At 67.3% G+C, this 19153-nt stretch carries 20 protein-coding genes; 7 read left to right on the forward strand and 13 right to left on the reverse strand.

Translation table 11 applies throughout. The annotated features are described in order from the left end of the window. Positions 1-109: 109 nt before the first annotated feature. On the forward strand, positions 110-2326 hold the full coding sequence (locus OXQ33_RS10345) for a PBP1A family penicillin-binding protein (RefSeq protein ID WP_267434603.1): 2217 nt from the start codon (positions 110-112) through the stop codon (positions 2324-2326). Here the strand turns inward: OXQ33_RS10345 and OXQ33_RS10350 are convergent. Genes OXQ33_RS10350 through OXQ33_RS10360 form a run of 3 tightly spaced genes read right to left on the reverse strand, consistent with a single transcriptional unit; the run spans position 2302 to position 3985 of the window. Beyond that, the gene (locus OXQ33_RS10350; RefSeq protein ID WP_267434604.1) at positions 2302-2970 is read right to left on the reverse strand and encodes a SprT family zinc-dependent metalloprotease; all 669 of its coding nucleotides are present in this window, start codon (positions 2968-2970) and stop codon (positions 2302-2304) included. The two genes, OXQ33_RS10345 and OXQ33_RS10350, sit on opposite strands and share 25 nt — an antisense overlap. Further along, positions 2967-3395 (reverse strand): YcgN family cysteine cluster protein, encoded by a 429-nt coding sequence (locus tag OXQ33_RS10355; protein WP_267434605.1) that lies wholly within the window; start codon positions 3393-3395, stop codon positions 2967-2969. The genes OXQ33_RS10350 and OXQ33_RS10355 overlap by 4 nt, the downstream gene beginning before the upstream one ends. Then, positions 3395-3985: an SCO family protein gene (locus tag OXQ33_RS10360; protein ID WP_267434606.1), complete on the reverse strand. Its 591-nt coding sequence runs from the start codon at positions 3983-3985 to the stop codon at positions 3395-3397. The genes OXQ33_RS10355 and OXQ33_RS10360 overlap by 1 nt, the downstream gene beginning before the upstream one ends. A gap of 69 nt (positions 3986-4054) precedes the next feature. Between OXQ33_RS10360 and OXQ33_RS10365 the strand changes: the two genes are divergently transcribed. After that, positions 4055-4654, forward strand: coding sequence for an ankyrin repeat domain-containing protein (locus OXQ33_RS10365; RefSeq protein ID WP_267434607.1), 600 nt, complete (start codon positions 4055-4057; stop codon positions 4652-4654). 175 nt (positions 4655-4829) lie between these two features. On the opposite strand, the gene OXQ33_RS10370 is transcribed toward OXQ33_RS10365, so the two are convergent. From OXQ33_RS10370 to rpmI, 3 genes are all read right to left on the reverse strand, one after another. After that, positions 4830-5234: a DUF1489 domain-containing protein gene (locus tag OXQ33_RS10370; RefSeq protein WP_267434651.1), complete on the reverse strand. Its 405-nt coding sequence runs from the start codon at positions 5232-5234 to the stop codon at positions 4830-4832. Between the two features lie 138 nt (positions 5235-5372). Then, positions 5373-5738, reverse strand: a complete 366-nt coding sequence (rplT, locus tag OXQ33_RS10375) for a 50S ribosomal protein L20 (protein ID WP_175311849.1) — start codon at positions 5736-5738, stop codon at positions 5373-5375. A gap of 21 nt (positions 5739-5759) precedes the next feature. Continuing rightward, positions 5760-5963 carry a 50S ribosomal protein L35 gene (gene rpmI / locus OXQ33_RS10380; protein ID WP_007406658.1) on the reverse strand — a complete coding sequence of 68 codons (204 nt, stop codon included), beginning with the start codon at positions 5961-5963 and terminating at the stop codon, positions 5760-5762. A gap of 176 nt (positions 5964-6139) precedes the next feature. On the opposite strand from rpmI, the gene OXQ33_RS10385 reads away from it, so the two are divergent. After that, complete coding sequence (locus tag OXQ33_RS10385; protein WP_267434608.1) at positions 6140-8257, forward strand: AsmA family protein; 2118 nt, start codon at positions 6140-6142, stop codon at positions 8255-8257. 282 nt (positions 8258-8539) lie between these two features. Here OXQ33_RS10385 and OXQ33_RS10390 read toward each other — a convergent pair whose 3' ends face one another. Then, on the reverse strand, positions 8540-8947 hold the full coding sequence (locus OXQ33_RS10390; RefSeq protein WP_267434609.1) for a hypothetical protein: 408 nt from the start codon (positions 8945-8947) through the stop codon (positions 8540-8542). 80 nt (positions 8948-9027) lie between these two features. Further along, positions 9028-9849 carry an inositol monophosphatase family protein gene (locus OXQ33_RS10395; protein ID WP_267434610.1) on the reverse strand — a complete coding sequence of 274 codons (822 nt, stop codon included), beginning with the start codon at positions 9847-9849 and terminating at the stop codon, positions 9028-9030. 95 nt (positions 9850-9944) lie between these two features. Between OXQ33_RS10395 and OXQ33_RS10400 the strand changes: the two genes are divergently transcribed. After that, on the forward strand, positions 9945-10478 hold the full coding sequence (locus tag OXQ33_RS10400) for a peroxiredoxin (RefSeq protein ID WP_267434652.1): 534 nt from the start codon (positions 9945-9947) through the stop codon (positions 10476-10478). Between the two features lie 61 nt (positions 10479-10539). Then, positions 10540-11577, forward strand: coding sequence for a GGDEF domain-containing protein (locus OXQ33_RS10405; RefSeq protein WP_267434611.1), 1038 nt, complete (start codon positions 10540-10542; stop codon positions 11575-11577). Between the two features lie 358 nt (positions 11578-11935). On the opposite strand, the gene OXQ33_RS10410 is transcribed toward OXQ33_RS10405, so the two are convergent. Continuing rightward, complete coding sequence (locus OXQ33_RS10410; protein ID WP_267434612.1) at positions 11936-12556, reverse strand: YbhB/YbcL family Raf kinase inhibitor-like protein; 621 nt, start codon at positions 12554-12556, stop codon at positions 11936-11938. A gap of 17 nt (positions 12557-12573) precedes the next feature. Continuing rightward, positions 12574-13602, reverse strand: a complete 1029-nt coding sequence (locus OXQ33_RS10415; RefSeq protein WP_267434613.1) for a DUF1176 domain-containing protein — start codon at positions 13600-13602, stop codon at positions 12574-12576. 77 nt (positions 13603-13679) lie between these two features. Here OXQ33_RS10415 and OXQ33_RS10420 point away from each other — a divergent pair, with 77 nt between their 5' ends. Next, entirely contained in the window at positions 13680-14549 is an 870-nt protein-coding gene (locus OXQ33_RS10420) for a 3-hydroxyacyl-CoA dehydrogenase NAD-binding domain-containing protein (protein WP_267434653.1), read from the forward strand. Positions 14550-14624: 75 nt separating this feature from the next. Here the strand turns inward: OXQ33_RS10420 and OXQ33_RS10425 are convergent, their stop codons facing one another. Next, positions 14625-15884 carry a NupC/NupG family nucleoside CNT transporter gene (locus OXQ33_RS10425; RefSeq protein ID WP_267434614.1) on the reverse strand — a complete coding sequence of 420 codons (1260 nt, stop codon included), beginning with the start codon at positions 15882-15884 and terminating at the stop codon, positions 14625-14627. Positions 15885-16135: 251 nt separating this feature from the next. Then, positions 16136-17548: a magnesium transporter gene (gene mgtE, locus OXQ33_RS10430; protein WP_267434654.1), complete on the reverse strand. Its 1413-nt coding sequence runs from the start codon at positions 17546-17548 to the stop codon at positions 16136-16138. A gap of 116 nt (positions 17549-17664) precedes the next feature. Between mgtE and OXQ33_RS10435 the strand changes: the two genes are divergently transcribed. Then, the gene (locus OXQ33_RS10435) at positions 17665-18120 is read left to right on the forward strand and encodes a peptidylprolyl isomerase (protein ID WP_267434615.1); all 456 of its coding nucleotides are present in this window, start codon (positions 17665-17667) and stop codon (positions 18118-18120) included. Positions 18121-18331: 211 nt separating this feature from the next. On the opposite strand, the gene OXQ33_RS10440 is transcribed toward OXQ33_RS10435, so the two are convergent. Beyond that, positions 18332-19114, reverse strand: a complete 783-nt coding sequence (locus OXQ33_RS10440; protein WP_267434616.1) for a crotonase/enoyl-CoA hydratase family protein — start codon at positions 19112-19114, stop codon at positions 18332-18334. Between the last annotated feature and the right edge of the window lie 39 nt (positions 19115-19153).

Here is a 19153-nt window from a genome sequence, read left to right on the forward strand (position 1 = left end):
TTAACAGCTTTGCGGGGCCATGCCGATCTTTGGTTCATCACGCCGCAATATCGGGTCGGGCATCCCGCTTGTGGTCATGGTCAAAGCCCTGTAATTCGCGAGCCGTCCCATGCCTCGCGCGTCGTCTTCCCGGTCACCCCGGCCCCGCTCCTCCAAGCCCCGCTCTCCCTGGCGGCGCCGGATCGTCGTAACCCTGCAGATCCTGATCGGCCTGGCCGTGCTGGCGGTCGGCGCGCTGGCCGTCGCGGTCTTCGTCGCCAAGTCGCAATTGCCCAGTTTCGAGGAGCTCAAGTCCTCGCCCAACGGCCAGATGATCCGCGTCCATGCCGCCGACGGCACGGTGATCGTGTCGCTCGGGCCGAGCTATGGCGAGTGGCTGCCCTATGAGCGTATTCCGGAGGTGATGCGCGACGCCACCGTCGCGGTCGAGGATCGCCGGTTCCGCCAGCATCCCGGCGTCGATCCGATCGGCATCGCCCGCTCGGTCGAGGTGCGGCTGGAAAAGGGACGCTGGAAACAGGGCGGCTCGACCATCACCCAGCAGATCACCCGCACGATCTTCCTGAACAACCAGAAGAAGTTCGGACGCAAGATCCGTGAAGGGATCCTGGCGCTGGCGATGGAGCTGAAATTCTCGAAGAACCAGATTCTCGAACTCTATCTGAACAAGGTCTATTATGGCGGCGGCGCCTATGGCATCGATGCCGCGAGCCGCAAATTCTTCGGCCATGGTGCGGATCATCTCAGCCTGTCCGAGGCGGCGGTGATCGCCGGGCTGGTCAAGGCGCCGTCCAACTATTCCCCGACCGCCGATGCCGAGGCCGCCGTGGGCCGTGCGGGCGTGGTCATCAGCCAGATGGAGCGCAACGGCTTCATCACCGCGTCCCAGGCCGCCCAGGCCGATCCGCAGGCCCTGAAGCTTGCGCCCGAACCCAAGCAGAATTCGGTCCGCTATTTCACCGACTGGGCGCTGCCCCAGCTCGACACGCTGATCGACGAGCAGACCGCGCCGCTCGACGTGTGGACGACGCTCGACCTCAATATGCAGCGTGCCGCCGATGCCGCGATCCGCGCCAACGCGCCTGCGGGGACGCAGGGCGCACTGGTCAGCCTGGACCGCGACGGGGCGGTGCGCGCGATGGTGGGGGGCAAGGATTATGTCTCCACCAACTATAACCGCGCGGTGACGGCGGTCCGCCAGCCGGGCTCGGCGTTCAAGCTGTTCGTCTATCTCGCCGCGCTGGAGGCCGGGCACAAGCCCGAGGATCAGGTGGTCGACGAGCCCGTCACCATCGACGGATGGTCCCCGCGCAACGATTCGCGCCGCAATTCGGGCAGCGTCTCGCTCCGTACCGCCTTTGCCTATTCGCTGAACACCGTCGCGGCCAAGCTGGGCCAGGAGGTCGGGTTCCAGACGGTCGCCGACATGGCGCGCCGATTCGGCATCACGACGCCGGTCAACACCCACCCCTCGATGGTGCTGGGCACGTCGGAGGTGCGGGTGATCGACATGACCAGCGCCTTCGCCAGCGTCGCGAACAAGGGGGTGAAGGTCACCCCCTATGGCATCACCAAGGTCATGGCGAACGGCCAGACCATCTACACGCACGAGGTGGATCGCAGCCATGTGCTGGTCGCGCCCTTCGTCGCCGCCGAGATGACCGACCTGCTCCAGACCGCGGTCAACACCGGCACCGGTCGCGCCGCGCAGATCGGTCGCCCGGTCGCGGGCAAGACCGGCACGACGACCAGTCTGAAGGACGGCTGGTTCCTGGGCTTCTCCAGCGGGATCACCACCGGCGTGTGGATGGGCCGCGACAATGCCAAGCCGGTCGCGGGGCTGCACGGGGGAAGCGCCCCCGCCAAGGCCTTCGCCGACTATATGCGCGTCGCCACCGCCAACCGTCCGATCGAACAGTTCGATACCCAGGTGACCCTGCCCGACTGGCAGCTGGAGCCCGATGAAGAGAGCTATTTCGGTCAGCCCGACAATGGCGTGGCCGGGGTCGATGCCGATGGCAATCCCCTGCCCCCTCCGGTCGCCGGAGATACGCAGGAAGGCGACGAGACGATGGAAATCCCCACCCGCCGCGACCCCGGTGCACCCGTCCCGATCCAACAGCCGCAACCGGGCGCACCCGTGCCGTCGCAACCCTCGGGTCAGCCGCCCGCACAAGCCCCCGCCCCGCAACAGCGGCTGGATCAGGCATGGATCGACCGGGTGACCGGGCGCGGCAATGGCGGGGCTGCGCGCGAGGGGCGGGCCAATCCCAACCCGCCGCGCGGTTCAACCCGCGATCGTCAGGACGACCGTCCGAACCAGTGAAGCCCCGCGCCGTGCCGCCGCAACCAGGCGGTGGCCGGCGCCGGATCCTCGCCCAGCAATTCGGCGACCAGCGCGTGGAAAACGGGCGCGTGGTTCATATGGACGCGGTGCGCGACCTCATGCGCGACGGTGGCGCGGCGGACGAAATCGGGCGCCAGGATCAACCGCCAGCTATAGCGGATCGCGCCCGTGGAGGCACAGCTTCCCCAGCGCGCCTTGGGGTCGGCGACGCTGACCTTGGTCACGGTGACACCCGCCGCCCGCGCGACCTCCGCCGTCTCGCGCGCCAGCACCTCCAGCGCCTGTCGCTTCAACCATGCCTCGACCCGGCGGCCCAGCGTCTCGATCGGGCCGGAGGCGCATAGCCGGTTCCCCTCGCGCTGGATGACGCGGGCCCGCCCCTCCCGCCATTCCAGCGTCAGCGTCACGTCGCCGAACGGGATCGTCGCGCCGGGCACGAAGGGACGCGGGTTTGGCAGGCGGGCGCGCTGCTCGGCGATCCAGTCCTTTTTCTCCTCGGCCCAGGCGAGCGCGGATTTCAGCCCCGCCCGGCGCGGCACGATCAGCCGCGCGGTCCCGGTGGCGGGATCGACGCTGAGGCGGATGGTCTTGGCGGTCGGGTGACGGACGACCTCGTCGATCACAATTCGCGGTCCACGATGTGATTCTCGAAATCCCCGGCATCGTCCTCGCTGATCGTCCAGCCGCGCACCGACTGGCCCGCGCGATGCACCGCCTCGCGGTCACCGCAGACCAGATAATGCCATTCGGGCAGCGGTTCGTTCGCCGCGCGCAGGCGATAGGCGCAGGTGGTCGGCAACCAGTCGATCGAGCGGACATTGCCCATGGTCAGCCGCACGCATTCGCTGACATAGGCGCGGCGATGGCGATAGTTGGAGCATTGCCCGCTCCGCCGGTCGAGCAGGCGGCAGGCGACGTTGGTCGCGACCAGCTCGCCCGTCTCCTCATCCTCCAGCTTGTGGATGCAGCATTTGCCGCAACCGTCGCACAAGGCCTCCCATTGCGCGCGGTCGAGGCTCTCGATCGGCTTTTCCCAGAAGCGCTCCATCACCGGACCCATTGGTCCAGCGTGGCGGCGACCGCCTGCGGCCCCTCGTCCGACGGCAGCAAAGCCATCGGCTTGCCGTCCGGGTCCATCAGATAGGCCTGCTTGCTATGGTTCATCAGATAGCCGCCGCCGGGCGACGGATCGCCTTTCTGCGCCACGATGGCATAGGCCTTTTCTACCGCCGCGATCTGCGCCTCGGTACCGGTCAGCCCGACGAAGCGCGGGTGGAAGGTGGTGGCGAAGCGGCCGACCACTTCGCGCGTGTCGCGCGCGGGATCGACGGTGACGAAGATCGGCACGATCCGCGCCGCCTTTTCGGGTGCGCTCTTTTCCAGCAGCTTCAGCCCCGCGCCGATCGCCTGCATGTCGGTGGGGCAGACATCGGGGCAGAAGCTGTAGCCGAAATACATGATGCGATACCGCCCGGCGAAGTCGCGGTCGGTGACGGTGCGGCCATCGGCGGCGGTCAGGCGGAACGGTCCGCCGATCTTCGCCCCCACCAGCGGCGGCTCCGCCTCCGGCTGGGGGGAGCCGCAACCGGCCAGCATCAGGGCCAGCGGCAGCAGGGCGGACGGGAATATTCGGGTCATGACGTCGACAGCCTTGCTGTGATAAATCGCCGGTTGCAAGCCATGCTCCATTGCTCAGGATCACCTTTCATGTCCCTTCGCCCCCTGTTCGCCGCCGCGCTTCTGGGTGTCATCGCCATGCCCGCCACGGCGCAGATGATGCAGTCGGAAAGCTATAAGTTCCTCCAGGCGGTGCGCGAGGCCAAGGGCAATGACGTGACCAACATGCTGGACCGTCCGGGTGCCAGCATCATCAACACCCGCGACGTGACCAGCGGCGAGGGCGCGCTGCACATCGTCATCAAGCGCGGGGACGAGACCTATCTGCGCTTCCTGCTCCAGAAAGGCGCCGATCCGAACCTGCGCGACGGGCGCGGCAACACCCCGTTGCTGCTGGCGGTCGGCGGCGGCCAGTCGGAAATGATCCGCATCCTGACCGCCGCCAAGGCCAATCCCAATATCGGCAATGCCTCGGGCGAGACCCCGCTGATTCGCGCGGTGCAGCGTTATGACATTGGCATGGTCCGCGAACTGCTCGCCGCCGGGGCCGATCCCGACCAGGCCGACAATGTCGCCGGCCTGACCGCGCGCGAATACGCCTCGCAGGACCCCCGCAACACCGCCATCGCCAAGCTGTTCGCTGAAACGCCGAAGAAGACCCGCGCGGCGGTGGCGGGTCCGAAATTCTGAACGTCGTACCGGCCGGATAACGCCCCATGATCCTCCCCTGTAAGGGGAGGTGGCAGGGCGCAGCCCTGACGGAGGGTGTCACCAGTTGCGAGGTTCATGATCCTCGCGATGGGGACACCCCTCCGCCATCCCTTGGATGGTGCCCCTCCCCTTTCAGGGGAGGAATGGGCGCGCCCTATATCAAACCCAGTTCCACCAGTTTCCCGACCAGCACCGGCGGCATCGTCTCGATCCCCGTCGCCGCGCCGCTGAGGTCGGGCGGGGCGTCGCTTGCCTCCAGATAGCGCCATCCCTGATGCGCGCGGCGGGGCAGCGCCTGGACCAGCACCAGTTCGGGGTCGATATGGATGGCGCACCGCCCGCCCTCCGCCTCTCCGAAGGACAGGATCGGCGAGCGCGCGACGAGCTGGTGCTTCAGGATCCAGAACAGCGATCCCTGCCCCGCCACTTCCTCATGCCGCTTGGGCAGATAGCGGGTGGTCAGGAAGACCGGCCCCTCCTGTGCCCGGATCTTCAGCCGTTCCGTCAGATGATCGATACTGGTCGCCCCGAACGCGACCTTGGTCAGATGAAGCGCCATGTCACGGGGCATGTGGGAGCGGGGAGGAGCAAAGGCTAGAGCCGGAGGAACGCTCCATCGAAAACCAAAGGAAAAGGGCGCCGGTGGAACCCACCGACGCCCTTTCCTGATTTCCGGCGCTAGTCCGTCAGTCGCGAATTACGCGGCCTGCGGCAGAGCGGCCTTGGCCTGGGCGACGATCGCCTTGAAGGCTTCGCCCTCGTGCATGGCGATGTCGGCCAGGACCTTCCGGTCCAGTTCGACGCCCGCCAGCTTCAGGCCGTGCATGAACTGCGAATAGGTCAGGCCCTCGGCCCGGACACCCGCGTTGATGCGCTGGATCCACAGACCACGGAAGGTCCGCTTCTTAACCTTACGGTCGCGATATGCATATTGACCGGCCTTTTCGACGGCCTGGCGCGCGATGCGGATGGTGTTCTTGCGACGGCCATAATAGCCCTTCGCCTGTTCCAAAATCCGCTTATGCTTCGCCTTGGTGGTCGTGCCCCGCTTGACGCGTGCCATATCTCTCTATCCTTCCAGAAATCAGTTCAGGCCGTAAGGCGCCCAGGCCTTCACGGTCTTGGTGTCGGCATCGGACAGGACCGAGGTGCCGCGGTTCTGGCGGATATACTTGCCGTTATGGCTGATCAGGCGGTGGCGCTTGCCGGCGACGCCGTGCTTGAGCTTGCCGGTCGCGGTGAGCTTGAAGCGCTTCTTGACGCCGCTCTTGGTCTTGAGCTTGGGCATTTTTTTCCTTTCGCTTTGAGCAAGGCAGAAACGGCCGCGGCAGCCCTGATGGCCGGGCCGTTCGTGACACCTCGCTCGGGAAGCGGGCCGCTTAGACCAAGCCGCGCCGGATTGCAACCGATGAGCGGTGGAGAGCCCCAGGGAACCAGCGCTCCGCTTGCGCGATTGGGGCTGTCATGGATCAGGCGCCTGCGGCCGACACCCCCGCCAGCCCGACCGCCGCCCGCAGCCGCTGGCGGCGATGGGCGTTGCGCGTCCTGATCGGTTTCATCACCGTCATCGCCGCGATCTGGCTGGTGCTGTTCGTCACCAAGGGGCGGTTCCTGCGCCATCCCTTCGAGTCGATCGTTGGAAAGCTGACCCATCGGACGGTCCGCGTCGGCGGCGACTTCCAGCTTTATTTCGCGCCGTGGCGAATCAAGTTCGTCGCCGAGAAGATCGCCATCTCCAACCCCGGCTGGGCCAGCCGCCCGAACCTGTTCACCGCCGACCGGATCGATTCGCGGATCGCGCCGCTGTCGCTGCTGTTCGGAAAACGGCGCTTCACCTGGCTGGAGCTCACGAACGGTGCGGTCGACCTGGAATGGACGCCGGACCACCGGACCAACACATGGACCTTCAGCGAGAAGAAGGGCGGCAAGCCGCTGGAATTCCCGCGAATCGACACGGCCGATGTGACCGGCACCACGGTCCGCTATCGCGATCCCCGGATGCGGGTGACGGCGGACCTCGCGCTGGACGACATCCGGTCGCAGGACGCGCGGATCGGCAAGGCGGTGGGGGTGCGGGGCAAGGGCGTGATCCGCGCCACGCCCTTCACCCTGACCGCCCGGCTTCTGTCGCCCGACGCCACCGCCAATCGCGGCAGGAATGAGCTGATCGCCCGGATGCGAGCGGCGGGCAATGTGGTGGACGTGTCAGGCACTCTGCCCTCGATCGCCGCGATCGAGAACGTCCCGCTGAAAACGCGCGCACGCGGCAAGGACCTGTCGACGCTGCTCGACGTGATCGGCGTCGTCATCCCGCGCACCCGCACCTATGACCTGCGCGCGCAACTGGTGAAGGACGGCGAGGTCTATCGCTTCACCCGGATGACCGGCCATTTCGGGGACAGCGATGTGGCGGGCAAGCTGACCGTCACCAATGGCGAGCGGCTGCATCTCGACTCGGAACTGGCGACCACCAAGCTCGACATCATCGATGCCGCGCCTTTCATCGGCTATAATCCCGACATCGTCGCGAGCAAGGGCGCGCAGGCCGCCGCCGCCGCGACCGGGGTGGGGCCGCAGATGCTGCTGCCCGACGCCGCGCTGCCGATCGCGACGATGCAACGATTCGATGCCGATCTGAAATGGACGATCCGCACGGTGCGGTCGCGCCGGGTGCCCATCTCCAATGTCGACCTGACGCTGGAGCTGGAACGCGGCAAGCTGACCCTCTCGCCGCTCCGCTTCGCGATGGCGCGGGGCGATGTGGCGTCGGACCTAATCTTCGACACGCGGCCCCGGCCCAGCCGGATCGCCTATGACGTCCGCCTGTCGCCGACGCCGCTCGGCCGCCTGCTCGCCGGATGGGGCGTGGCGGAGGCGGGGACGACCGGCACGGTCAAGGGCCGTATCCAGTTGGAGGGGCGCGGCGACACCATCCATGATTCGCTGGCCAGTGCGAATGGCCGCATGGCCTTCGTCCTGCCCGCCGGGTCGCTATGGACCCGCAACGTGCAATTGGCCGAGCTGGATTTGGGCACCTTCGTCCAGAAGATGTTTGAAGAGCGGTTGAAGGAGCCGGTTCGAATCAATTGCGGGCTGATCGCCTTCACCGTGCGCGGCGGGGTGGCGGCGGCGGACCCGATCCTGATCGACACGTCGAAGAACGTCATCATCGGGCGCGGCGGCTTCAGCTTCCGCAACGAGGCGATCGATCTGGCCATCCGCGCCGACGCCAAGAAGTTCAGCCTGTTCTCCGGCCAGTCGCCGGTCGGGCTGACCGGCCATTTCGTCTCGCCCGCCATCCAGCCGATCAGCGGCGACCTGCTCGCCCGCGCCGGGGCCGGGCTGGGGCTGGCGGTGGTGGCGACGCCGCTGGCCGGGGTGCTGGCGTTCGTCGATGTCGGCGATGCCAAGGCGGCAGCGTGCGGCCCGGTCCTGTCGGGCGCGCGGGCGAGTGCGCAGCGAACGACCAAGGGCGACCAGCGCGACGATGTCGGTCGCGGCACGACAGCAAAAGACGAGAAGGGACGCGGCAATCCCGGTGAGGCCAAGGCGCAGCGGAAGAAGTTTCTGGGGATTTTCTGAGGCCAATCGACATTCCCGCTACTCCTTTTTCCCTCTCCCCTGGACAGGGGAGAGGGTTAGCGGAGCTTGCCAGCCTGCTGGCTGGCGAAGCTTGGGTGAGGGGTCGAGCGAGCCGGAGACTCGCGCGCTCTACGAGCGCACACCCCTCACCCAGCTCCGACTAGGCATTTGCTTTCGCAAAGACCAAGTCTGCGCAACCCTCTCCCCTCTGTGAGGGGCGAGGGAAAAGAAGAGCATATCCGAACGTCGATCGGCCCTAGTCCCGAACGCGTCGCGCTTTCGTCATTCGTGCGACCGCCTGTAAGGGCGTCTACGGCGGATCGATGCCGCGTCGGCATGGGGTAGGCGAAGCTCGAAACGCCGAAGCTCTTGAACAGCCTCTCGATCTCCCGCTCGCCCGGCCTTGTTGAGCCAATGCCGGTAACCGCGCAGATCGTTCCGATTGAACGCATTCATCGCCAAATGCTGCGCACCCAAAGCATTGCCCTTACGATAGGCCGAGTAAGCCAGACCGCTCTGGCTGAACCGATCCGCCAACCGACCGGCCTTGGCCAATTCGCTGCCCAACTCCACCATGGCGTTACTGTCGCCTCGAAGGGCGAGATGCCACAAGATCGGCATACGGTGACCGACCCGACGGTTATCGCGAATGCCCCAATACCGTGCCCACAACCGATCCATCTTGCTCATGCGCGCAGGATGCCGTGGCGAATGACGGACCGCAATCGGGGGGCGATGGCCTTCACCGCCCACACCTCGCCACGGCGCGATCAATGATCGTGATGGTGATCCCCGTGCGGGACATTGCGCAGTGCCTCCAACACCTCCTCGGTCCGCGCGGGGTCGCCGATCGCCAGTACATGGCCCGCGCTGTCGGCGGTCAGGGGATCGCCGTTCCAGTCGCACATGCGCCCGCCCGCCCCTTCGACCACCGGCACCAGGGCGGCGAAGTCGTGCAGCTTCAGCCCCGATTCGCAGACGATGTCGATATGCCCGCTCGCCACCAGTCCGTAATTATAGCAGTCGCCGCCATAGACAGGCCCCTGGCGCGGACTGTCGCCGCTGATCGCCCCGACCAGCGCCATGAAGTGCGGCACGTCGTCATCCTCGAACAGATGCGGGCTGGTCGTCGCGATCGTCGCCCCCGCCAGTTCGGGACAGGGGCGGGTGCGGGCGGGCTGGCCGTTGAACAGGGTCGGGCGGCCCATGACGCCCAGCCAGCGCTCGCCCGCGATCGGCTGGTCGATGATGCCCAGCACCGGCCAGCCATTGTCGACCAGCGCGATCAGCGTGCCGAAGATCGGGCGACCCACGGTGAAGCTGCGCGTCCCGTCGATCGGATCGAGCACCCATTGCCGGCCGGTCACGCCCGCCTTGACGCCATATTCCTCGCCATGAATCCCGTCGCCGGAGCGCTCCGCCTCCAGGATGCGGCGCATGGCGGCCTCCGCCTCCCGGTCGGCGAGCGTGACGGGCGACCGATCCTCCTTGATCTCCAGCCCCATCTCGCGACGAAAATAAGGCCGGATGGCGGCACCAGCGGTGTCGGCCAGCTTCAATGCCAGGTCGATATCGGCAGAGTGTACGGACATGGGGCATGGGATAGGCCAGCTTGGATGTATCAGCAATGGACGCCAATCCCGCGACGCGATACGTTTGACGCATAGGTAATATGAGAGGTGGAGTGATGCGCGTACTGCTGGGCGTTCTTCTGGCAATGGCCGCGGTTCCGGCTGCGGCGGCGCTTCGCCCGGGGGCCACCGCCCCCGACTTCACCACGCGCGGCGCGGTGGCGGGCAAGGTCTTCACGCTGAACCTGAAGGATCAGCTGCGCCATGGCCCGGTCGTCCTCTATTTCTTCCCCGCCGCCTTCACCAGCGGATGCAGCGCGGAGGCGCGCGCCTTCGCCGAGAAGATCGACGCCTTCCGCGCCGCCGGTGCGCGCGTGATCGGCATGTCCGCCGACCCGGTCGACAAGCTCGCCGCCTTTTCCAAGGCGGAATGCGCGGGCAAGTTCCCGGTGGCCAGCGCGGGTCCGGCGATCGTCAAGGGCTATGACGTGGCGCTGGGCCGTCAGATCGAGGGTCGCGACATCACCTCGCGCACCAGCTACGTCATCGGTCGCAACGGCAAGATCGCCTTCGTCCATGACGATATGAACCCGGCCGAGCATGTCGCCACCACGCTGGCGGCGGTGCGCGACTTGGACACCCGTCGCTGAGCAGGGGGGACGGGGGCGTCCGATGCCGGGGGTGGATTATGCGGAACGGGGCGGGCGTAACGTGACGCACGCGACCGATGACCTGTATCGGCGAATCGGCCGGTTTCTGGACGATCATCGTCTGTCCCCCGATCCGGCGCATTATGCGTTCGTCCACGCGATCATGACCGACCCGGACGGCAGTCTGGCACGGGCAGTGGCGGCGTTGATCGACGGCGGCGTCCGGCTGCACCGCGACGATATCTCCCGGCTGGGGGGTCCGCAGAACGCGTCCCAACCCGCCGCGCCATCGCCGTCGCACAAGCCCCGCAGCCGCTCGCAGCTGATCGTCCCCCCCGCCGAGGCGCAGACCGACGCGCTGGCCGAACAGACCCAGGATCAGGTGGAGACCTTCGCCGCGATCATCCGCGGCATCCAGGCGGACACCTCCGCCTTCGGCGTTGATCTGGCGCGCAATGCCGAAGAGCTCCAGCGCGGCGACGCGATCGGGCTGAGCACGCTCGCCACGCTGACCGGTGAAATGCTGAAGCGGATCGACGCCACCGAGGCCCGGTTGCAGGAAGCGACGGCCGAGGCCGAGACGCTGCGCGAAAAGCTGAGCGAGGCGCGGGCGCTGGCGCGGCGCGACCCGCTGACCGGGCTGGCCAACCGGCTGGCCTTCAACGAAGCGCTCGTCCAGTGCTTCCAGGGCACTCCGTCCTGCCACCTCGCCCTGTGCGACGTCGATCGTTTCAAGCGGATCAACGATGAGCATGGGCATGGGGTGGGCGACCGGGTCCTGCTGGCGATCGGCAATATCTTGGCGAAGGAATGCCATGGCCATCTGGTCAGCCGTCATGGCGGCGAGGAATTCGCCATCCTGATTTCCGGCCTGTCGGACCAGGAGGCGTTCGCACTGGTCGAACGCGCCCGCGACACGCTGCGCGAGCGGCAGTTGCGGGTGCGCGAGACGGGGGAGGCGCTGGGGCCGATCACCTTCTCGGCGGGGATCACCGCCTTCCACCCCGACGATACGCAGGAAACGCTTTTCGCCCGCGCCGACGCGCTTCTCTACCGCGCGAAGAACGAAGGCCGCGACCGCGCGTTCGGCGACGCCTGATTTGCGCCACGACATGGCGCAGAATCCGCAGGGTCGTTGGCGAAAATTCCCAATTTCTGGACTATCAAAATAAAAACGCCTGATTTCCGTCACTTATCGAAATGGCACGCTCCCTGCAAAGCTGTTGGCATCGGTCGCCAAATGGTTGGACGACCGGACCATCAAGGGAGTTTCACCATGTTCACCTCGTTCCAGGCTCGCCAGATCCTCGTTTCCTTCGTCGGCGCGGTCGTCTTCGCCGGTCTCGCCATCACCAGCGCCGCGCCGATCTTTCCGATCGCCTGATCGGTGACGGCGCCTTCACCATGGCGCGGTCGGGTCCATCACCGCTGATGCCCGACCGCCGCCCCTCCGACGATCAGGCGGAAGCCACCGCGCCGACCGGGCCCACCGGCGCTTCCTCTTCCCGCGAATAGGTGCCGGTCAGTACCCCGGCGGCCAGCACATGCCCCGCCATCGCCTCGACCAGCGCACCACGCCCCGGTGTCGCGCCACCGATATCGACCAGGCTATCCAGCGCGAAAAGCTGAAACACGTAACGATGCTCGCCGTGCCCGCGCGGCGGATCGGGGGGCAGCCAGCCTTCGCTCAAATAGGAATTGCGCCCGACATCGCCGCCTTCAGGCGTTCCCGCACCATCCGCCGCGATCGCGCCTTCGGGCAGGTCCCCGGCCTGCGGCGGCAGCTTCCACAGGATCGCATGGACCAGCGGCTGCGGCGTGGGCGCGTCGGCATCCTCGACCAGCAGCGCCAGCATCGCGGTCCCGCTCGGCGGATCGCCCCACATCAAGGGCGGGGACACCCCTTCCCCATCGGCGGTGAAGCGTTCGGGCAGACGGGCCATGTCGGCAAAGGCGGGGCTGCTGAGCGACAGCGCGGCGGGCGGGGCCAGTTCGGGCCGGACCACCGCGATCGATTCGACCCCGGCGCGCCAGCCGCTCATCGCCTTGCCCAGCCAAGCGGGCAGATGTTCGAGCATGATCCTCTCTCCCTTGCCTATCGCGCCGCCATGGCGACGGGGCGCGTGCGCCAGACATGCAGCGTGTCGATCGCGCCGCGACATTCGGTCATGCTCGCCGCCTCCAGCAGCCGGAAGCGCGTGCCGTCCCAGCCGAACGACTGCCGGTCGCCGCAATCGCCCAGCCCCCGGCCCTTGCCCCAGCTCGACAGGCGTCCGGTCGGCGACCATTCGCTGTTGACCAACGTCACCGCACCGCCGGGCTTGGCCTCCTCGGCGAAGGGAAAGGCGAAGTCGAACCGCGCCGGGGCCAGCCGCCCGTCGCGCCAGATCAGCGGCTTGACCAGATAATTATACGCCCCCGCGCCGCAGGACATCAGCACCAGTGTCGAGCGCCGGTCCAGCCGATAGGATTCGGCGCTGACCGGGCTGCCCAGGCTGTTGCGGCAATCGAGCCGCCGCCGCATGTCGGCGATCGCCGCACTGGGGATGGACGGCGCCGCGCCCGGTGGCGGCGTCACGATCCGCACGATGGGCAGGACGGGGGGCTTGCCGCGATACCGCGCCGTCCCCTTCGCGACCAAGGCGCTGGTCGTCCCGGCGCGCTTCTGGCGCTCGTCCATATAGCGGAAGGCCGCCGACGCGCCGGCCAGCGACACGGGCTTGGCGTCGGGGGTCAGGATCGCCGCGCGCCGACCATGGACCATGGCGGCGACCAGCGCGGTCGCGGGGGCCCTGCGCAGCCATCCCTCCGCTTGCTGCGGCAGGGGGACGGTCGCCACCGCCCGCCCATCGATCCGGACCCTGGCGGATTGCGCCTTGCCGGTCATGTCCGCGACCTTGACCGCGACCGTCCCGTCGGCGGCGCGTTGGACGAGCAGCCCGGCATCCTGCAATGTGCCGTCCTCCGACGACAGCGAGGCCGCCTCGCACCCGCCGCCATTATCGCAGGTCACGATCCAGTCGCGGAACAGCTTCAGCTTGGACGGAACCGGCGTATCGGGGTCCGCCGCCGTGGCGGGCATCGCGAAGCCGATGAGGATCAAGAATGCGGCGATGCGAATCATGCTGGACCAACCCCTTTGCTGGCGGTGACGTTCCGAAACGGATAGGGCGACTGTCAAAGAATAAGGAGAGTATCGTGATGAAGTCGGTAGGTGTGATCGGCGCCGGGCAGATGGGCGCGGGCATCGCGCAAGTGTCGGCGGCGGCGGGCTATTCGGTCAAGCTGGCCGATGTGTCCGCCGAACGGGCCGAGGCGGGCAAGGCGGGAATCGCCAAGGCGCTCGACCGGCTGGTGACCAAGGAAAAGACGACACGCTCCGAGGCGGATGCGCTGCTGTCGCGGATCGAGCCGGTGGGCAGCCTCTCCGCCATCGCAAGCTGCGAACTGGTGATTGAGGCCGCGACCGAGCGGGAAGCGATCAAGCGCGCGATCTTCGAGGAGGTCGGCAAGGATCTGTCCGACACCGCGATCCTGGCGACCAACACGTCGTCCATCCCGATCACCCGGCTGGCCCAGGCCGCGCCCGATGCGGGGCGCTTCGTCGGCGTGCATTTCTTCAACCCCGTGCCGGTCATGGGGCTGATCGAGCTGGTCCGCGGCCTCGCCACCTCGGACGAGACGGTCGCCACGGTCGAAGCCTTCGCGCAAACACTGGGCAAGCGTGTGGTCCACGCCAACGACGCACCGGGCTTCATCGTCAACCGGGTACTGATGCCGATGATCAACGAGGCGATCTTCGCGCTGGGCGAAGGCGTGGCGACCATCCCCGATATCGATGCGGCATGCCAGCTGGGGCTGAACCATCCGATGGGGCCGCTGACGCTGGCCGATTTCATCGGGCTGGACACCTGTCTGGAGATCACTCGCGTGCTGTTCGAGGGCACCGGCGACCCGAAGTTCCGCCCCGCCCCGCTGCTGATCAAATATGTCGAGGCGGGCTGGTATGGCCGCAAGACGAAGCGCGGCTTCTACGATTATTCGGGCGCGGAGCCGGTGCCCACGCGGTAACCCCAATCCTCCCCAAGCTGTGCTTGGGGAGGGGGACCGCCGCGAAGCGGTGGTGGAGGGGCAAGCCCCCGCCCGTCAGCCGATCAGCAACCCCGCCAGCGCCGCCGACATCAGATTGGCCAGGCTCCCCGCGATCAGCGCCCGGATGCCCAGCCGCGCGATGGTCGGCCGCTGGTTGGGCGCGAGGCTGCCCGTCACCGCCATCTGGATGGCGATCGACGAGAAATTGGCGAAGCCGCACAGCGCGAAGGTGACGACCGCGACGGTGCGCGGCGACAGTTGCGCGGCCTGCTTCCCCAGATCGATATAGGCGACGAACTCGTTGAGCACGATCTTCTCGCCGAACAGGCCGCCCGCGATCCCCGCCTCGTTCCACGGCACGTTGAGCAACGCCATGATCGGCTGGAACACATAACCCAGCAGTGCCTGGAAGCTCAGGCCCGGAATCCCGATCATATTGCCCAGTCCGCCCAGCAGCCCGTTGGCCAGCGCGACCAGGGCGACGAAGGCCAGCACCATCGCGCCCACCGCGACCGCCAGCTTCACCCCGGTCTGCGCTCCCTGCGCCGCCGCCATGATGATGTTGGCGGGCTTTTCCTCGTCATGGGTGGCTTCCGCGAGCGAGATCTTCTCGTCCTCGATCACGTCGCCCAGCGGCAATTGTCCGGCGGGCGGCTCGATCCGGTCGGGCATGATGATCTTGGCCATCAGGATGCCGCCGGGCGCCGCCATGAAGCTGGCCGCCAGCAGATATTCGATCGAGATGCCCATCGAGGCATAGGCCGCCAGGATCGTGCCCGCCACGCCCGCCATGCCGCTGGTCATCACGGTGAAGAGCTGCGCCGGGGTCAGGCTCGCCAGATAGGGGCGGATGACGAGCGGCGATTCGGACTGGCCGACAAAGACGTTGGCGGCGGCGCAGAGCGACTCCACCTTCGACACGCCGATCACCTTCTCGATCGCACCGCCCAGCCAGCGCACGACAAGCTGCATGATCCCCAGATAATAGAGGATCGAGACGAGCGCGGCGAAGAAGATGATGACCGGCAGCGCCTGGATCGCGAAATTGCGGCCCAAGGGATCGGAGGCAAGCGCCCCGAACAGGAATTTGGTCCCCTCATTGGCATAGCCGAGAAGGCCCGCGACCCCGCTCGACAGCCATTGCAGCACCTTCTTGCCCCAGGGCACGTAGAGGACAAGGACCGCGATCCCCGCCTGGAGCGCAAAGGCCGCGCCGACGACGCGCGGGCGGATGGCGCGCCGGTCGGTCGACAGGGCGACCGCGATCGCCAGAATGACAAGGATACCCGCGATACCGATGGCAAAACGATTCATGCGCGCTGCTTAACTGGGCCGCTTGGGGCGGGTGATGGATGTACGCGGCCCCCCGGCTGCGCAAGCGACCACCATACCCATGGTACGGGGCGACCGCCATAGTTTTGATCGCGAGGTAAAAATCCTCCCCGGCACGGGGAGGGGGACCATCCGCAGGATGGTGGAGGGGGATCGCCCCACAGGACGGCCCTCGCGGCACGCCCCCTCCACCACCGCTTCGCGGCGGTCCCCCTCCCCGTGCCGGGGAGGATTTACCCCGTCAGCCCCGCCGCCGTGGCCAGGCCCAGAAACGCCAGGAACCCGATCGAGTCGGTCGTCATCGTCACGAACACCGACGATGCCACCGCCGGGTCGGCATCGAACCGGTCGAGCGTCACCGGCACCAGCACGCCCGCCAGCCCCGCGACCAGGATGTTGGTCATCATCGCCGCCGCGATCACCATGCCCAGCGCGGGGTTGGCGAAGACCAGGCTCACGCCCACCCCGATCACCGCCGCGACCGTCACCCCGTTCATCATCGCCACGCGGATTTCGCGCATGATCGCGCGCGCGGTGTTGGAACGGGTCAGCTGGTTGGTCGCGAGCGCGCGCACCGTCACCGCCAGCGTCTGCGTTCCCGCATTGCCGCCGACACCCGCGACGATCGGCATGAGGGTCGCCAGCGCCACCATCCGCGCGATCGTCCCCTCGAACGCCGCGATCACCGAGGAGGCGACCATCGCCGTCACCAAGTTCGCGATCAGCCAGCGGACGCGGCTCTTATAGCTGTCGAGGATCGGCTCGTTGATGTCGCCCTCGCCCGCACCCGACAGGCGCAGCACGTCCTCGCCCGCCTCCTGCTGGATGATGTGGACGATGTCGTCGACGGTGATCATGCCGACCAGCCGCCCGCTGCCATCGACCACGGCGGCGGAGATCAGCGCATATTTCTGGAAGCGCAGCGCGACCTCTTCCTGGTCCATGTCGACCGGGATCAGCGTCTGTTCGCGCTTCATCACGTCGCCGATCGCAATCCCGCCCGGCGCGCGGAGGATCCAGGACAACTGGCACGTCCCGATCGGCCGGTGGCCGGGGTCGACGACGAAGATTTCCCAGAAATCGGTGGTCAGCTCGTCATCGTCGCGCAGGAACTGGATCGTCTCGGCCACCGTCCAATGTTCGGGCACCGCGATCAGCTCGCGCTGCATCAGGCGGCCGGCGGACTCCTCCGGGAAAGACAGCGCCTCCTCGATCGCGGCGCGGTCGTCGGGGTCGAGCGCGCGCAGCACGGCGCGCTGCTCGTCCTCGTCCATGTCCTCGATGATCGCCACCGCGTCGTCGGTGTCGAGTTCGGAGGCGATGTCGGCGACTTCATGCGGTTCGAGCGCCTGGATCAGCTGCTCGCGCACATAGTCGTTCATCTCGGCGAAGACGTCGCCATTCAGCAGGTCGGCGACCGCCCGCGCAAGATGGACGCGCTCCTCGTCGCCGACCAGCTCGAACAGATCGGCGATATCGGCGGGGTGGAGCGGCTCGACCAGCGCGCGCGCGCCCTCGTCGTCGCCCGCGTAGAGCGCGGCGAGGACCGCCGTCACATATTCGGGCTTCAGCCGGTCGTCCTCGTCCAACTGGGTCTCGGGCGGCTGGGTCTCGGTTTCGAGGTCGGGGAGTTCGGTGTCGCTGATCTCGGCCTCCCTCGATCGATCATGAACGCTGTGTCACGCCTCTAAACTGCGACGGCGGCATTTGCCAGCGGGCACGGGAATGCCTACCTGCGGGGCATCAACCAAGGAAGACCCTTATGGCCGAGACTTTTTCCAAGCTGACCCTGACGCTCGACAGCGGCGATGTCGTGATCACGCTGCGCCCCGACCTGGCGCCCGAGCATGTCGCGCGCATCGGCGGGCTTGCCAATGAAGGCTTTTACGACGGCGTCGTGTTCCACCGCGTGATCCCCGGCTTCATGGCGCAGGGCGGCGACCCCACGGGCACCGGCATGTCGGGTTCGGACAAGCCGAACTTGAAGCAGGAATTCAACGCCGAGCCGCATGTGCGCGGCACCTGCTCGATGGCGCGGACCAACGATCCGAACTCGGCCAATTCGCAATTCTTCATCTGCTTCGACGATGCGCGCTTCCTGGACCGTCAGTACACGGTGTGGGGCCAGGTCGAGAGCGGCATGGAGCATGTCGACGCGCTCCCCAAGGGCGAGCCGCCGCGTGAGCCGGGCAAGATTCTGAAGGCACGCGCGGAGTAATCTTCGCGAGGGCCGAGAAAGGGGGAGTCTCGAAAGAGGCTCCCTTTTTTTGTCGAAGCACGCCGCCCGCCAAGAAGCACGCCCCTCCCGTAAACGGGAGGAGATGGGGGAGGGGAAAGCCCCAAGCGATGCTCTCTGCTAGACCTCATTCCCTCCCCAACCCCTCCCGCCTGCGGGAGGGGCTATCGTGGTGGGAGAGGTCAGGAACTCCTCAGGCGTCGCGGAACACCGGCCGCCGCCGTTCCATGTTCGCCTGCACCGCCTCGCGGAAGTTCGCACCTCTCATCAGCGCCATCTGCTCGGTGCTTTCCATCGCCAGCATCGCCTCGGGCGCACTCCCCATCGCGCCGAACAACCGCTTCGCACTCCGCACCGCATCGGCGCTCCGTTCGGCGATCCGGCGCGCCAGGGCCAGCGCCTCCCCGCGCGGATCATCGACCAGTCGCGTCACGACCCCTGCCGCCAGCGCCTCCGCCGCGTCGAACTCGCGCGCGGTATAGACCCATTCGCGCAAGCAATCCTCGCGCACCCCGCACCACAGGGCGAAGCCGCCCATGTCCGGCACGATCCCCCAATGCACCTCGCGAATCGCGAAGCGGGTCGAGGGATGGGCGAGCCGGATATCCGCCCCCGCCATGATCTGCGTGCCGCCGCCAAAGGCCACGCCGTGCACCGCCGCGATCACCGGCATAGGCAGCGTCCGCCACCCCCATGCCACCTGCTGCACCATATTGGCGGCCCCGTGCGTCCGCGCCGACAGGTCCAGCCCCGCCAATTCGCCCCCCGCCATCGCCGCCATGTCCAGGCCAGAGCAGAAGCCGTCCCCCTCACCCGACAGCACCACCGCGCGGACATCCGTTCGTGCCGCCAGCGTCTCGATCGCCTCGGCCAGCGCGCCGAACATCGCTCCGTCGATCGCGTTCAGCTTTTCGCCGCGCGACAGGCGGACATCGGCGACGCCCTTGTCGACCTCGATCGTCACCCGGTCCCGCATCTCGCTCTCCTTTTGCGCTGGCTTTGCACTCGTGTAGAC

Origin of the sequence: Sphingomonas sp. GM_Shp_1, assembly GCF_026540895.1 — a bacterium.
In the GTDB taxonomy this organism is placed as follows: Bacteria; Pseudomonadota; Alphaproteobacteria; order Sphingomonadales; family Sphingomonadaceae; genus Sphingomonas.